The organism is Swaminathania salitolerans (genome assembly GCF_007988945.1).
In the GTDB taxonomy this organism is placed as follows: Bacteria; Pseudomonadota; Alphaproteobacteria; order Acetobacterales; family Acetobacteraceae; genus Swaminathania; species Swaminathania salitolerans.
Map to the genome: position 1 here is coordinate 607078 of NZ_BJVC01000002.1, position 14022 is coordinate 621099.

15 protein-coding genes and 1 pseudogene are annotated in these 14022 nt (G+C 63.4%); 2 read left to right on the top strand and 14 right to left on the bottom strand.

Annotated elements, in window-relative coordinates:
- Positions 1-132: 132 nt before the first annotated feature.
- The 6 genes and pseudogenes from SSA02_RS06700 to SSA02_RS06725 form a co-directional block, all read right to left on the bottom strand.
- Positions 133-361: pseudogene (locus SSA02_RS06700) on the bottom strand (MerR family transcriptional regulator); the annotation flags it as partial.
- 65 nt (positions 362-426) lie between these two features.
- On the bottom strand, positions 427-750 hold the full coding sequence (locus tag SSA02_RS06705) for an integration host factor subunit alpha (RefSeq protein WP_147093259.1): 324 nt from the start codon (positions 748-750) through the stop codon (positions 427-429).
- Positions 751-919: 169 nt separating this feature from the next.
- Positions 920-1876: a beta-ketoacyl-ACP synthase III gene (locus SSA02_RS06710; RefSeq protein WP_147093260.1), complete on the bottom strand. Its 957-nt coding sequence runs from the start codon at positions 1874-1876 to the stop codon at positions 920-922.
- 69 nt (positions 1877-1945) lie between these two features.
- Positions 1946-3037 (bottom strand): phosphate acyltransferase PlsX, encoded by a 1092-nt coding sequence (plsX, locus tag SSA02_RS06715; protein ID WP_147093261.1) that lies wholly within the window; start codon positions 3035-3037, stop codon positions 1946-1948.
- Between the two features lie 64 nt (positions 3038-3101).
- Positions 3102-3305 (bottom strand): 50S ribosomal protein L32, encoded by a 204-nt coding sequence (gene rpmF, locus SSA02_RS06720; protein ID WP_147093262.1) that lies wholly within the window; start codon positions 3303-3305, stop codon positions 3102-3104.
- A gap of 137 nt (positions 3306-3442) precedes the next feature.
- A complete protein-coding gene (locus SSA02_RS06725) occupies positions 3443-3997 on the bottom strand; it encodes a YceD family protein (protein WP_147093263.1) in 555 nt (184 codons plus the stop codon).
- A 285-nt stretch (positions 3998-4282) separates the two neighbouring features.
- On the opposite strand from SSA02_RS06725, the gene SSA02_RS06730 reads away from it, so the two are divergent.
- The gene (locus SSA02_RS06730; RefSeq protein ID WP_246103702.1) at positions 4283-4780 is read left to right on the top strand and encodes an outer membrane protein assembly factor BamE; all 498 of its coding nucleotides are present in this window, start codon (positions 4283-4285) and stop codon (positions 4778-4780) included.
- A gap of 102 nt (positions 4781-4882) precedes the next feature.
- On the opposite strand, the gene SSA02_RS06735 is transcribed toward SSA02_RS06730, so the two are convergent.
- The 4 genes from SSA02_RS06735 to def are packed head-to-tail and all read right to left on the bottom strand — an operon-like array spanning position 4883 to position 7937.
- On the bottom strand, positions 4883-6220 hold the full coding sequence (locus tag SSA02_RS06735; RefSeq protein ID WP_246103676.1) for an ATP-binding protein: 1338 nt from the start codon (positions 6218-6220) through the stop codon (positions 4883-4885).
- A gap of 15 nt (positions 6221-6235) precedes the next feature.
- Positions 6236-6925 carry a response regulator gene (locus SSA02_RS06740; RefSeq protein WP_147093264.1) on the bottom strand — a complete coding sequence of 230 codons (690 nt, stop codon included), beginning with the start codon at positions 6923-6925 and terminating at the stop codon, positions 6236-6238.
- Complete coding sequence (locus SSA02_RS06745; RefSeq protein WP_147093265.1) at positions 6922-7404, bottom strand: MarR family winged helix-turn-helix transcriptional regulator; 483 nt, start codon at positions 7402-7404, stop codon at positions 6922-6924. The genes SSA02_RS06740 and SSA02_RS06745 overlap by 4 nt, the downstream gene beginning before the upstream one ends.
- Positions 7405-7406: 2 nt before the next feature.
- Entirely contained in the window at positions 7407-7937 is a 531-nt protein-coding gene (def, locus tag SSA02_RS06750) for a peptide deformylase (RefSeq protein ID WP_147093266.1), read from the bottom strand.
- A gap of 221 nt (positions 7938-8158) precedes the next feature.
- Between def and rpsU the strand changes: the two genes are divergently transcribed.
- Positions 8159-8362 (top strand): 30S ribosomal protein S21, encoded by a 204-nt coding sequence (rpsU, locus tag SSA02_RS06755; RefSeq protein WP_007283570.1) that lies wholly within the window; start codon positions 8159-8161, stop codon positions 8360-8362.
- Between the two features lie 237 nt (positions 8363-8599).
- On the opposite strand, the gene SSA02_RS06760 is transcribed toward rpsU, so the two are convergent.
- The 4 genes from SSA02_RS06760 to SSA02_RS06775 form a co-directional block, all read right to left on the bottom strand.
- Positions 8600-10759, bottom strand: coding sequence for a prolyl oligopeptidase family serine peptidase (locus SSA02_RS06760; protein WP_246103677.1), 2160 nt, complete (start codon positions 10757-10759; stop codon positions 8600-8602).
- A gap of 82 nt (positions 10760-10841) precedes the next feature.
- Entirely contained in the window at positions 10842-12416 is a 1575-nt protein-coding gene (locus tag SSA02_RS06765; protein WP_186807704.1) for an ArnT family glycosyltransferase, read from the bottom strand.
- 1 nt (position 12417) lies between these two features.
- Positions 12418-13509: a glycosyltransferase family 2 protein gene (locus SSA02_RS06770; protein WP_147093268.1), complete on the bottom strand. Its 1092-nt coding sequence runs from the start codon at positions 13507-13509 to the stop codon at positions 12418-12420.
- On the bottom strand, positions 13506-13904 hold the full coding sequence (locus tag SSA02_RS06775; RefSeq protein WP_246103703.1) for an Lrp/AsnC family transcriptional regulator: 399 nt from the start codon (positions 13902-13904) through the stop codon (positions 13506-13508). Before SSA02_RS06775 ends, SSA02_RS06770 begins: the two co-directional genes overlap by 4 nt.
- Positions 13905-14022: the final 118 nt, after the last annotated feature.

A 14022-nucleotide genomic window follows, 5' to 3' on the forward strand; every position in this document is an offset into this window, starting at 1 on the left:
TCCGCCTTTCCGACCTGTCTCCGACCTCATCTCCCTGTGTGTCCGACATGATTTCCGTATCGTGGATGTCGGGCTGCGCGCGCGATGCGTCTTCGGGTCGGCCGGGATCTGCCAAACGCTCTTCCGCGCCTTCCCTGAGGAGACGCTGCACGCCCTTTATGGTGTAGCCCTGCACATAGAGCAGGTCTGTGATCCGCCGCAGGACCGCAATATCCTCCGGGCTGTAATACCGGCGTCCCCCTCCCCGCTTGAGCGGCTTCACCTCGGAAAAGCGGGTCTCCCAGAAACGCAGGACATGTTGGGGGACGTGGAGTTCATCGGCAACCTCGCTGATGGTCCTGTAGGCGTTCGGCCCCTTTTCGAGTCGATCGAGGGCGGCCCTGTCTTCCGACATGCGCGCAAGATCGGTTCCGGGGGAGATACTGGTCATGACTCGTCGCTTTCTGTGGCAAGCCCCTCGGTGGACTCGCCGTTGACTTCCGCCCTCAGGATCTGGCTCGGTCGAAAGACCAGCACGGAGCGTGGCAGGATAGGGACCTCGATGCCGGTCTTCGGATTGCGTCCGACCCTGCGGCCCTTCTGACGGACGGAAAAGGTCCCGAAGCCGCTCAGCTTGACCGTCTCGCCCTGCTCGAGTCGCGAGACGATCATTTCCAGCACCGATTCGAGCAGATCGGCAGATTCATGCCGGGAGAGCCCGACCTGGCTATAGATATGTTCGACGAGCTGGGCGCGAGTCACCGTGGTCATGACGACACCGTATCATGACGGCAAGGGAGGTCAATCGGATCCACGCCTCCCCTGCCCGTTCGGGCGATGAGCGCGCGAGACTTCAGCCGCGGCGATCATCGCCCCGGCGCGTCAGGGAAGAAGGCGGGTTGACTCAGGGTCGGGCAATCCCTGGCCTCATCCCGACAGATCACATGCGGAAAAGTGCGGATCCCCAGGTCAGACCGCCGCCGAGAGCTTCGAGCAGAACGAGCTCGCCTCTCTTGATCCGGCCGTCACGGACGGCCTCGTTGAGAGCGAGGGGAATCGAGGCCGCGGAGGTATTGGCATGACGATCCACGGTCACGACCACGCGCTCGAGCGGCAGGGCCAGCTTTCTGGCCATGCCTTCGATGATCCGCAGATTGGCCTGATGGGGCACGAGCCATGCGATGTCCTGCCCGCTGAGCCCGTGACGCTCGAGCGCCTCGTCGACCACCGAAGAGAGCTTTGCTACCGCATGACGGAAGACCTCCCGCCCCTGCATATGCAGTACGGGACGCGTCGCGTCCTCGCCACCGACGAACAGGAGATCGCCATGGCGACCGTCGCTGTGCAGATGAGTGGAGAGAATCCCGGCCTCCGCCTCATCCTCGCATCGCTCGAGAACGACGGCACCCGCACCGTCCCCGAACAGGACGCAGGTCGCCCGGTCTTCCCAGTCGAGAATGCGGGAATAGACCTCCGAGCCGATCACGAGCGCCTTTCTGGCCTGACCGCTCCGAATGAATGCCTCAGCCGTGGAGAGCGCATAGACGAAGCCGGAGCAGGCAGCGCTCAGATCGAAGGCGAATCCTCCTGTGATGCCCAGCTCGGCCTGAACACGCGCCGCGACCGCAGGAAAGCTCTGATCGGGCGTCGCCGTCGCAACGATGACCGCGTCGATCCCGGTAGCAGGAACACCGGCATAATCGAGTGCCTGCCGGGCGGCGGCGCTGGCCATGCTGACGGCGGTCTCGCCCTCGCCAGCAATATGGCGCTGGGCTATGCCGGTGCGGGTGCGGATCCACTCATCCGACGTATCGATCCGCTCGGCCAGCTCGGCATTGGTGACGACGTTTTTGGGCAGGTACCCGCCAAATCCGCTCAGACGCGCACGCACGGACATAGAACTTCCTCATGAATTGACGCCCTCAGGGCCCTGAGACCGCTGTCTGCACGGACCTCGCCCCGCCTCTCAGGCGGCGGAGGAGGAAGCCGCAACTTCGCCTTCCGGGGCCGAGGCCATCAGCATTTCGACCTGTGCGAGACGGTCACGGATCTTTTCGTTGATCTGATGCGTCACGGCGTCCATCGCAACATCGACGGCAGCGGCGAATCCTTCGGCATCCGCACCACCGTGGGACTTTACAACGATTCCGTTGAGACCGACGAACACGGCGCCGTTATAGCGGCGCGGGTCGATCCACTCCTTCATGCGCTCGAGCCCCGGGCGCACGAGAAGATAACCGATACGGGTCAGGAGACTGGTCCTGAACACGCGCTGAAGCAGGAGAGAAACGAGCTTGAGCGCGCCTTCTCCCGTCTTCAGGGCGATATTGCCCGAAAACCCGTCCGTCACGACGACATCCGTCGTCCCGGCGGTAATGTCGTGCCCCTCGACGAATCCGTGAAACTGCGAAGCAAGGGCCGAATTCCTGAGGATCTCGGCGGCCACACGGAGGCGCTCATCGCCCTTGAGTTCCTCTGCGCCCACATTCAGCAGGCCGATGCTCGGTGCCGGAAGACCCAGAACCGCCTTGGCGAAGGCCTCGCCCATGACGGCGAATTCGACGAGATTGCGTGCGTCGCAGGCGATGTTCGCGCCCAGATCGAGCATCACGACATCGCCGCGCGCAGACGGATTGACCGCAGCCATCGCCGGACGGGTAATGCCCGGCAACGTCTTGAGAACGATCTTGGCCAGAGCCAGCATCGCCCCGCTATTGCCCGCGGAAACGACGCCCCCGGCCTCACCCGAGGCGACGGCATCGATGGCCATGCGCAGGGACGAATCCCGCAGACGCAGGGCCGCAGTCGGCTTCATTTCCATCGAGATGGAGGAGGGTGCATGGCGGATCTCGCAGATCCGTCTCGCCTTGGGAAACCGGGGAAGCAGGGTTCCCAGAACGGCCTCGTCTCCGACCAGGAGAATTCTGGCAGAGGGATGTCGATCGGCAGCGCGATCCAAACCGGCCAGAACGATGTCGGGAGCATGATCCCCGCCCATCGCATCGATAGCCAAACTATAAGGCGCAGCCTCGTAGGCCGGCGCACTAGAGTCAGTCATGCTCCGCCCCGCGTGTCATTCAAACAAGATGAGCCGGCACCCCGGGCACCGGCTCGATCAAGCCTCAAACGCGAACGGTCGTCTTGAGCGTCTTTCCGGCGGCCACGACTTCGCGCCCGTCATAATGACCGCAATGCGCACAGACGTGATGGGGACGCTTCAGCTCGCCACAATTGCTGCACTCCGCATGAGCCTGAACGCTCAGCGCATGATGGCTGCGACGCATGCCCATGCGGGACGGCGTGGTCTTTCTCTTGGGGACGGCCATGGCTGGAGCCTCTTTCTTCTGAGATCGCACCCGAGCCCGGTCGCCACTCGACCGTTACAGGAAGCGATACTGTTCACTATGATCAGGCGGGCGGCTCTAGCAGACCCCGGGCGAGGTCGCAAGCATCCTGTGCGTTTCTACTCGATATCTGACCTTTTTTTCAGGGCAGAGAGATCGGCCAGCGCACTGAACGGATTGGGCCGCTCGCCCGCCTCCTCCTGCATCTCGCGCGGCGCCTCGTCAACAGCGTTCTCGAGACCGGCGCCCGGCTTTCTGGGATAGGCAGGCAAGGCCAGTGCGAGCTGCTCGGCTGCCACCTCGCCCAGATCCAGATCCCGGCCTTCATAGGGAATCTCATCCACGGCATCGATATCCGAAGCGGTCTCTTCCGAAAAACGATGGGCGGGTACGAGGCGGACCACGAAGGATTCGTTTACGACATCCTCGAAGGGTTCTCCCGTGATGACGCATTCGAGCACGACATGGGCCGTCAGCACGCCCTCGAGTACGAAACGGTCCCCGCTCTCGGGCGTCACGCGAAAACGACACCCGAAGGCATGGATGTCGGGAATACCGAAGCGACGGGCCAGCGCTGTGCATTCGCTCCGGCTCGCCTCGAGCGTCTCGACGATCCCCTCATGTCCGATCCGGTTGATCCTGATCGTACGTACGAATTCCGGCTTGTCCGTCATGACTGCTTTCCTGACACGATATTGGGAAGAAAACCGCGCCTCGCCCCCGAAGCGCCGGGACGGATTTCCTTTTACGAATTGCCTTAACGTCGCACTCCGCAATATAGAAGAGTCGGTTTGCCTCATGTTGTCTTCCGCACGATCGCGCAAGAAGGGAACAGGATGCGCGATCCGAGCCTTACCGATCACTGCAGGACGACACATTCCGCCATGACGAGCGCCTTCGAAAAGACCTCCCCGCGGCAGAAAACGCATGCGGGTCGCGTGCGCGCCCTGCTTTGCATCATGCCCCTGAGCCTCGCCGGGTGCTCGGTTTTCGGCCCGATCCCGCAGAATCGCGGATCCCTGATCGAAAAGGACGATTACGCCCAGCTTCAGCCGGGCACGAGCACGCGCAACGACGTGACCGACATTCTCGGCTCTCCGACCGCGCATGCGACGTTCGACGACAACACCTGGGTCTATGTCTCGCTCGTGACCGTGCCGCAGCCTCTCGGTTTCCCGCGAATCACCAAGCAGAACGTGCTCGTGCTCGCTTTCGACAATACGGGCGTGCTGCGGCGTATGGATACGCTGCACCGCAAGAACGGCTATGATGTCGGCATGGTCGGCGAGACGACCCCGACGCCGGGCACGAAGGTCAACGTGCTGCAACAGCTGCTCGGCAATGTCGGCCGCTACAACCCGATGAGCAATATGGGCAACACCTTCGGCGGCACCCAGGGTCCGCTCGGCGCCGGCGTCGGCACGGGCCACGGTGGAACGGGCAACTCCATCCCCTGATGCCTCGCCGCTGCATCCTGTAGCGGCACCTGCCTTGTCGCGGTTGCGCCTTCCCGGGGGTCGCGCCTCCCAGCGGCCGCCCGCCATGCCTGACCGCCTGCGTCAGCGCGGCAGTTTGAGCACGACACGCAACCCGCCCAGAGGGCTGTTGCGCAGAATCACACTTCCCCCATGTGCCGCCATGATGTCGCGCGCAATGGTCAGGCCGAGCCCGGTGCCCGGGCCGGTGGTGCTGAACGCCCGGAAGACATCCTTCCGCCGGGACTGGGCGATTCCCGGCCCGTCATCGTCGATCGTGATTTCTGCCATACGCGCGGTGCCGCTCAGCGTGAACGCCATGCGTCCGCCGTGTCTGCGCGCATTTTCCGCCAGATTGATCAGGACGCGACGCATCGCGTCCGGACGCACCGGGACGACAAGCGAGTCGTCGGCGTGAATTGCGAGAACCACACCGCCGGCACGGGTCGTTGCCGTTGCGACATCCTCCAGCAGCGCGACGAGATCGGTGGGCACGGGATCTTCCTCCCCCTCACCGCGCGCGAAGGAGAGATAACTGCCGATCAGCCTCTCCATCTCGCCGATATCGGTGATCATGTCCTCGATATCGGGACGCAGCTCCTGCGCGTCGACGCTCCCTTCCACGGGCAGCATCGCAAGGGTCAGACGCAACCGCGTCAGAGGGGTGCGCAGATCGTGCGAGACCCCGGCCAGTACGGCCGTTCGCTGCGCCACGAAACGGTTGACGCGGGCCTGCATGCGATTGAAGGCCAGAGCGGCCTTGCGGATCTCCAGCGCTCCTTGCGGACGGATCGGCCCGTCATCCCGGCCCAGCCCGAAATTCTCTGCCGCGCGGGCAAGACGCCGTATCGCGCGGACCTGCTTTCCGACGAAGAGACTTGCGATCAGGAAGAGGATCAGGGCGCTGCCGACCTCCCAGGCCACGAAAAGCCAGACAGGCCCGACATCGAGGCGCTTGCGGGGAACGATGACATCGAGCACGCCGTCGCGCAGAGGGATCTCGAGCCGGACGCTCTGCCGCGTCGCATTCCAGTCGATATGGCAGGGCGCGCCGAAAATCCGGCGCACCGAATCCGTCAGATCCTCGTCCATCGGTCCCAGAACGAACGGAGCGGGCGTCGCGGGAAGGTGCGCACCGCGCCGGAACGCAATCTCGAGCTGCAACCGCGCGCGGGCGCGCTGGACGATCCAGCCGGTATCCTGCGGCATATGCTCGATCGAATCGAGCGCGATGGCCAGATCCGATACCACACTGTCGGCAAGACGACGGGATACGACATTGAGATAATTGCCGTAAAACAGCTGGAGCGCGACGATCTGCGTCACGAGAAGCGGCATGGAGACGATCAGGAGCGATCGCCCCTGAAACGAGCGCGGCAGAACCCGCCGGATGAGGCGCTCGAAAAAACGGGCCGAATACACCGGATCCCCCCCCCTTCAGAGCCCGGGTTTCAGAACATAGCCCTTGCCGCGAACCGTCTGCAGGAAACGTGGCTCCTTCTGATCGGGCTCGATGCGACGCCTCAGCCGCGTGACCTGTACATCCACCGCGCGCTCACCGATCTCCTCCATGCCCAGAGCTTCGGCGATCGCCTCGCGGGAAAGCACCTCTCCCGGGGTCTGGGTCATGACACCCAGAAGCGCGGCTTCCCCGCTGGTAAGATGAACGGTGCCTTCCGGCCCGCTCAGCAGACCGCGTCCGGTATCGAATTCCAGCCTGCCCAGACGCAGGATACGCGGCTTGCCCGGCGGAGGGGGCGCCTGACGTCGCAGATGCGCCTGCAGTCGGAGCAGCAGCTCCCGGGGTTCGAAAGGCTTGGCCAGATAATCGTCGGCTCCGGATTCCAGACCGATGATCCTGTCCGCCGGTTCGCCACGGGCCGTCAGGAGAACGATGGGCCAGCTCTGACCCTGCTCGCGCAGCCATCGCGTCAGGCTCAGACCGTCCTCGCCCGGCATCGTGATATCGGCGACCATCGCATCGGGATGCGTGATACCGAGAATCCTGCGCGCCTCTTCCGCATTGCCTGCGGTCGTGATCCGGAATCCGTTCTCCGAGAGAAATCTCTGCAGGAGACGAAGCAGACGGGCGTCGTCATCGACGACCAGAACATGCGGCGCAGTCACGATGATGTCTCCTCTCCCTGCAGGGTCGCGAGCACGCGACGGAACCCCTCCACGGCCTGCCCCCCTGCCGCACGATAGGCGGATGTCATGCGATCGCGCAGGGAGGCGAAGAGCTCTTCTTCTATCGCGCCGCCCTGCACCGTCAGATGCAGGCGTTTGAGGCGTCTGTCATGGCGATCGGCCCGCTGCTCGAGCAATCCGCGCGCCATGAGGTCCTGCAACACCCGGTTGAGACTCTGCTTGGTGATGTTGAGGCGCCGCAGAAGGTCGCTCATGGTAAGACCCTGATGGGTGGAAACGAGGAACAGGACACGATGATGCGCCGCGCCGAGCCCGTATTCCCTCTGCAGGGGCTCGCAGGTCGCTCCCAGCTCCCGCCAGGCGAGCAGCATGGCTTCGTAGGTCTGCCGGATCTGCTCTTCGCGAAGATAGAGATGGGCCTGACCCGGCGCATCGCGCGGAACCCGCAATCCCGACATGCTCAGCCCTCGCCCGCTCGCAATACCGGAAATTCGCTCGCATAGCCGAATGTCGTGAAATCGGTCATGCGCATCGGATAGAGAATGCCATCCAGATGATCCTGCTCGTGCTGGAGCACATTGGCATGAAAGCCGCGCGCGATGCCGCTGACCGGCGCACCCTCAAGATCGAATCCGCGAAACGCGATTTCCGCATGACGCGGCACGCTGCCGCGCAGTTCGGGCAACGAAAGACAGCCTTCCTGACACATCATCATGGCGTCTCCGACGGGAGCCAGCTCGGGATTGATCAGAACGCCGGGTGGAATCGGGGCTTCCCCCGGGGCACAGCGCGGCTCCGGCACCTGATAGACGAACAGACGCAAGGATTTGTGAACCTGGGGTGCGGCGAGCCCTGCCCCCCTGGCATCGAGCATGGTCTCGATCATGTCCGAAACCAGCTGCCTTATGGCGGAAGAATGAATATCCTCAACCGGTTGCGCCTTCTGAAGCAGAACCGGATGACCCATACGCGCGATCTTCAACAGCGCCATATTGCGTGCTCGTCCTTACTGGGCAGGAAAGTTCCCGACAATTCGTTCATGGTGACACGAATAATTTTCGGGCGATACTGATCAAACCGTTTGTGTCCGTTCGAAAGATCGTGCTAAGGCGGCGGCCTCTTTGGAACGCATTGCCATCGGTACCGCGTTCTGGACATCGCATTCACAAGCAAGATCATGAATTTCATGATCGGACAGGAGATGGCAGACCCGTGCAGGTTCTGGTTCGTGACAACAATGTTGATCAAGCGCTCAAGGCGCTCAAGAAAAAGATGCAGCGCGAAGGCGTTTTCCGCGAGATGAAGCTGCGTCGCCACTTCGAAAAGCCGTCGGAGCGCCGCGCGCGCGAGGCTGCCGAAGCGGTGCGTCGTGCACGCAAGATGGAGCGCAAGCGTCTGGAGCGTGAAGGGTTCTGATCCCTCGCCCGGACCGGAGCAGAAAAAACCGCCGTTCATCCGGCGGTTTTTTTATGTCCGATCGCCGCATGACTCCGGGATCGCCCTGCGCATGAAGTCCCGCCCTGCGCAATGTTACGACCCTGCCCGGGCCTCTGGTCCGGCCGATGCCCGGACAACGCTGCAAGCCGCACCCTGTGACGGACGGTTGGCCCGCCACAGGGTCGGCATCGCCGGCGCGCGGTGCGCCTTGTGCTTTCAGTGTCTGAAAGACGGATCCTGATCCATCAGGCTCCTGGACAGATAGACGGCCTCGAGCGCCCGTTCATAGGCGATTTCCCTGGCATTGACGGTCCCTGCATGACCGCCTTCCGTATCCTCATAATAGAAGAACGGTTTCCCGAGCGCCTCGAGTCTCGCTGCGAACAATCGGGCATGCACAGGCCCGACACGGTCGTCCCTCGTCGAGGTGAAGATGAACGGTACGGGATAGGACACGCCTTCCTTCAGGTTTTGCAGGGGGGAGATCCTGCGCAGGAACGCGCGTTCGGCAGGGATCGCCATGTGACCGTATTCCGCAGCCCATGACGCGCCTGCCGCCATGGTTTCGAAGTTTTCCATGTCGAGAAGCGGCACGCCGATGATGACGGCCCTCCACAATTCGGGATGCTGCGTGAATTCCACGCCCATCAGAAGGCCGCCATTCGAGCGTCCGCGAATACCGAGATGATCCCTGTCGGCGATATGACGCGCTGCGAGATCGCGCGCGATAGCCGCGAAATCGTCATAGGCGTGCTGACGCCCCGACTTCATGCCCGCCTCGTGCCAGGCTGGCCCGAACTCGCCGCCCCCGCGGATATTTCCAACCACATAGACGCCGCCCCGCTCGAGCCATGTCTTGCCGATATCGGCGTAATAGGTCGGGAGATAGGAGAGATCGAACCCGCCATAGGCCGTGAAAAGCGTCGGGTTCCGGTCGTTCTTCTTCCAGTCCCGGCGATGGGTCACGAAATAGGGGATCCTGACGCCATCGCTGGATGTTGCCCAGAACTGCTCTGTCGTCAGCCCCCTGGCATCGAACAGTGCCGGGGTCGTCTTGACCTTCCGGGACTTGCCCGTGTCGGTATCGAAACTCCAGAGCTCAGGCGGAATGATATAGCCCTCGACCTTGAGATAGGCATAGCTGACAGAGGCTGACGACGATTGCAGGGTCGCCGAGCTCATGCGTGGCAGGACATAGTATTTCTCCTGCCAGCCGCTCTCCTTCACAGAGGGTGTATAGAGCCGCACGGAAGGATGAACATCGCGATAAACCACCGCGATGATACCCTTGGACGTGACGCCGATATCGGTCGTCGTTTCGCCGGCCTCGGGCTTGAAAACCAGTGCTGGTGCCGCGCCGGAAGCCGCAGGGTCGACAGCGACAATGCTGCCACGGGAAAAATGCCCGCCAACGTTCCAGTCCTGATCGAGGCGCACGATCAGCTTGCCTGCATAGAAGCCGAGATAACCGATCTTCTCAGGCAGGGCGATCTGTCGCAGCGTCCCGGCGGCAGGGTCATAGACACGATATTCGCTGCGAAAGAAGTCGAGATTGCGCTGTATCAGAACGAGCTGGCGACCGGTCTCGTCACGCAGCATCTCGGGCGCGACGATCATATCGCCTTTCTGCCCCCGATAGATCTCCTTGGCATCCTCGAGCCGGGTGCCGCGGCGAACCAGACGCACGCTGAGCGGATAGCCCGATTGCGTCATGCTCCCTGCCCCCCAGTCGCGCGCGACCAGAAGCGTGTCGCGATCGACCCAGACGACGCGCTGCTTCGAGCGCGGCAGGATGAATCCGTCATCCACGAAGGTTTTGCTGGCCGGGTCGAACTCCCTGTAGGTCACGGCGTCCTCTCCGGATACCGAAAGCCCCACGAGACAGCGGGACGCCTCCGGAGGCAGGCATTCGGCCTGCTGGAAGACCCAGTCCTTCTTTTCCTTGCGCGCGAGGGCATCGATGTCGAGCATCACCTGCCAAGCGGGATGTGGCGTCGCAAAGGAATTCCGGTCGGTGACCCGCCAGAGTCCCTTGGGATGCGGCGCGTCCTGCCACAGATTCCAGATACGACCGCCCATCTGGTCGGGCAGAGGCAGCCGCCCCGGCGACTGCTCCACCGCGAGCACATCGCGATAGAGCCTTTCGTAGCGGGGATCTGCAGTGAGCAGGTCGGCGCTGCGCTTGTTCTCCTGGCGCACCCAGGCGAGGGCACGGGCGCCATCGACCTGTTCGAGCGCTTCGCGGGGCGGCGCTGCCCCCGCCCGGGAGGAAGGAGTATCTTGCGACGATGGTGAGGAAGACGGCCCGGAAGAGGCCAGGCTGGCAGTGGGCAGAGCGCAGAAAAGCGCTGTCATGACCGGCAGGATACGCCGCACGTTATTCTCCTTGAACGCGATGACAGACATGCGGAAGAAAGGAGCGGAGCCACGCCTGCTCCACCCTGTCGCACCCGCAGTCCTATGGCAGACGATACAAGCCCAGCCGATGCGTGGGTTTCAAGGGCATAACTGCCAGTGGAACGAGGCGATAGCAGACAACCGGCATACCGCGCAGTCTGCGACACACATGACCGGGCAGAGCGGGCTTCAGCCAGAGCGCTGGCAGATCGGCCCGCTCGCCTTCCCGGAGAACGAGCAGCATCGATCGCCCGCCGGTACCGGCACCGGATGGGAGATCGGAGGACATACCGGACGGGATATCGGGCATACGCTCCGGCGCCCTGCCGGAGACCGCGCGCCGCGAAGGGAGAACAGACAGGTCGGAGCGATCCTCCGGAGCCTTTCCCCCGGTGGCGCCATCCAGATAGCGCCATCGGCTGTCATAGCTCAGAACCGGCTGGTCCTTGGCATGATAGCGCAGGATCGAAGCCAGGGCGTAGTCGCCTGCAACCAGAGCGGGCCTGTCCGGCGCCGCCTGCCGGATCTCGCCGATCAGCCCGTCCCAGCCCGCGCTCTGACGTGCGATCACATCGAAATGCGCAGACAGGGGAAGCAGTGCGAAAATACCCTGGAGGGTCACGAGCGATGTCATGAAAAGCCCGAGACAACAGGCCGTCCCGATACGATAGCCGGTAGCGGCAGCGCCGAGCGCCATGACCGGATAGATCACGACCGGCCAGTTCGCCTGAACGCGGGCGCCCAGAGCGTGCTGGACGAAGACGAGCGCAGGAACGAGGCTCATCCAGGCAAGGAGAGACGCGGCCTGGCTGCTGCGCCGGTGTCGCACGCACCATACGACCCCGAGGCAGAACAGCGCGAATATCAGCGGGGTGGCAAGGCCGATCTGCCCGCCGACCAGCTCGAGAAGGAAATTGAGGGCCCGGAGCGGATTCCAGTCTCCGGCCCGGCCGCCCTGCTTGAGAAAACTCGCCCAGTGATGGGTCGCATTCCACCAGAGCACCGGAGAGATCATCGCTGCGCCCAGCACGGCCCCGCTCAGAACGAATGGCCAGGAACGCCTCTGCACCCGGGAGGTAAGAAACCACAGACCGCACCCCGCCGCGGGCAGGACGGCCGTATATTTGCTGTCGAAAGCGAGTGCGAAGCCTGCCCCGATCCCGAGCCACCAGACCGGGTTTCCCGTAGCCAGAAGCCGCCCGCATGCGGCGAGAACGAGCGCCAGAAAGAAGACGAGCGGCGTGTCGGGCGTGGCCGTTGCCGCCCCGAGGCCGAGCATGAGAGTCGCATTGAGAAGCAGGGCTGCGCGATATCCGGCCTCTTGCGTGCCGAAAAGATCCCGCCCGGCCTGGATGAGAAACGCCGATCCCGCGAGTGCCGAAACCGGGCCGAGAACCCGGATACCGAAGCCTCCATCGCCGAAAAGCGTCGTGCCGAGCCGTATCCATAACGCGATCATGGGCGGATGATCGAGATAACCGGACTGGAGGTGCAGCGCCCAGAGACGATAATAGGCTTCATCGGGCGTGACGCCTACGCGGGCCGCCAGCCCGAGACGCAACCCGGTCAGAACGAAAAGGAGCGCCCAGGCCCCGATGCGGGCCTGCCGGGTCTCGAAACGCCAGAACCGCATCATGTCAGCGCCAGACGAGAGTCGAGGCGATCGCATAATTCCAGACCACGCCGATCAGGGCACCGGCGGCGCTGGATCGGCTCCAGTGTCCGTGCGTATCGTAGAGAAGCTGCGCCACCCCGACATTGCCGAACGCGCCGATTGCCGATCCGAGGACGAAGACCAACAGCCCCGGCAGCCAGCGTCGTCCGCGCAGGGGCCGATCGAGATAGGTGATCCGGTTATTGAGCTGGAAATTGGCGAGAATCGCGCAGGCCGTCCCGAGAATCTGGCTGGTCCGGAAATCGGCACCCGCAAGGCGCGCCATCTCGGCGACCAGCAGATTGACCGCGATACCGACAGCACCGATCGACGCGAAAAGAACGAATCGCGTGGGCAGCCATCCCTTGCAGCCCCGCTCTATCAGCATCCCCAGAAACTGGACCATGACGAGCGGGCTCAGTTTGCTCTCGCCGGCAAGGCGCGGACGAAACACGAACGGAACCTCGATCATACGTACCCGACCGGGAACCGAGAGGACGATCTCGAGCAGGATCTTGAATCCTGTTCCCGTGAGACGGGGAATTGCGGCCTCGAATACGGACCGGCGCAAGGCGAAAAAACCGCTCATCGGATCGGAAAGCGGCACGGGGAGAATGGATTGCGCCAGTCTGATTCCGGCCCGGGAGAGCGCGTGTCGCCATCGATTGGCGAGCCCCGCGCTGTCACCGCCATCGATGTGACGGCTCGCCACCGCGATATCCGCGTCTCCGGCCAGAAGCGGTGTCACAAGATCGCGCAGGATGGCTTCGTCATGCTGCAGATCGCCATCCATTACGGCGAGAACGGGCGCGGTCGAGGAAAGCGCTCCTTCGATGACGGCAGAAGAAAGCCCCCTGCGCCCGACCCGCCTGATCAGCCTGATCCGCGGATCGTCTTGCGCTTCGCGGACCACTTCGGATGACGTGCCGTCCGGAGAATCGTCATCGACGAAAACGAGCTCCCAGCTGATTCCGTCCAGAGCCTTTCTCACGCCCCGGACGAGGGCGGAAACATTTTCGGCCTCGTTGTAACAGGGTACGATCAGGGTCACGTCCGCCGGGAGCGGGTGGCTCATACCGGAACCCCGGCACGGTCGATGCTGGTCCGTATGGTCTGGAGAGTCTGGACGCGGACGACATGGTCCAGATCGGTCAGATTCTTCGTGAGGTAATTCTGGTGCGCCGCGTCGCGCGCCACGAGACGGACCAGAAAATCCCCGCCCCCCCGGATCATGTGGCATTCCCGCACCTCGGCCCAGCCTGCAACCTCGGCCTCGAAGGCTTCGAGCACGCTTCCCTTCTGGCTCTCCAGACCGATCAGCGCGAAGAAGACGAGGGACCAGCCGAGTTTCCCGGCATCGACATCCGCATGATATCCTTCGATGACACCGATCTCCTCGAGGCGACGCACACGGCGAAGACAGGGCGGCGCCGAGATTCCGGTCCGGCGCGCCAGCTCCACATTGGTCATGCGTCCGTCGGCCTGCAGCTCGGCAACGATCTGGCGATCGATCGAATCGAGATCGACGATACCCACGGATGAGGGCGTGGCGGCGAGTATGTCTTTCGACGACGCGGAGGCAGCGGGG

Excerpts from the sequence above, each read along its gene's own strand:
- SSA02_RS06730 (WP_246103702.1), top strand. The coding sequence starts at position 4,283 with ATGCCCCTGAGCCTCGCCGGGTGCTCGGTTTTCGGCCCGATCCCGCAG.
- SSA02_RS06770 (WP_147093268.1), bottom strand. The coding sequence starts at position 13,509 with ATGAGCCACCCGCTCCCGGCGGACGTGACCCTGATCGTACCCTGTTAC.
- SSA02_RS06745 (WP_147093265.1), bottom strand. The coding sequence starts at position 7,404 with ATGTCGGGATTGCGGGTTCCGCGCGATGCGCCGGGTCAGGCCCATCTC.
- SSA02_RS06725 (WP_147093263.1), bottom strand. The coding sequence starts at position 3,997 with ATGACGGACAAGCCGGAATTCGTACGTACGATCAGGATCAACCGGATC.
- SSA02_RS06765 (WP_186807704.1), bottom strand. The coding sequence starts at position 12,416 with ATGATGCGGTTCTGGCGTTTCGAGACCCGGCAGGCCCGCATCGGGGCC.
- SSA02_RS06775 (WP_246103703.1), bottom strand. The coding sequence starts at position 13,904 with ATGACCAATGTGGAGCTGGCGCGCCGGACCGGAATCTCGGCGCCGCCC.
- SSA02_RS06710 (WP_147093260.1), bottom strand. The coding sequence starts at position 1,876 with ATGTCCGTGCGTGCGCGTCTGAGCGGATTTGGCGGGTACCTGCCCAAA.
- def (WP_147093266.1), bottom strand. The coding sequence starts at position 7,937 with ATGGCGCTGTTGAAGATCGCGCGTATGGGTCATCCGGTTCTGCTTCAG.
- rpmF (WP_147093262.1), bottom strand. The coding sequence starts at position 3,305 with ATGGCCGTCCCCAAGAGAAAGACCACGCCGTCCCGCATGGGCATGCGT.
- plsX (WP_147093261.1), bottom strand. The coding sequence starts at position 3,037 with ATGACTGACTCTAGTGCGCCGGCCTACGAGGCTGCGCCTTATAGTTTG.
- SSA02_RS06705 (WP_147093259.1), bottom strand. The coding sequence starts at position 750 with ATGACCACGGTGACTCGCGCCCAGCTCGTCGAACATATCTATAGCCAG.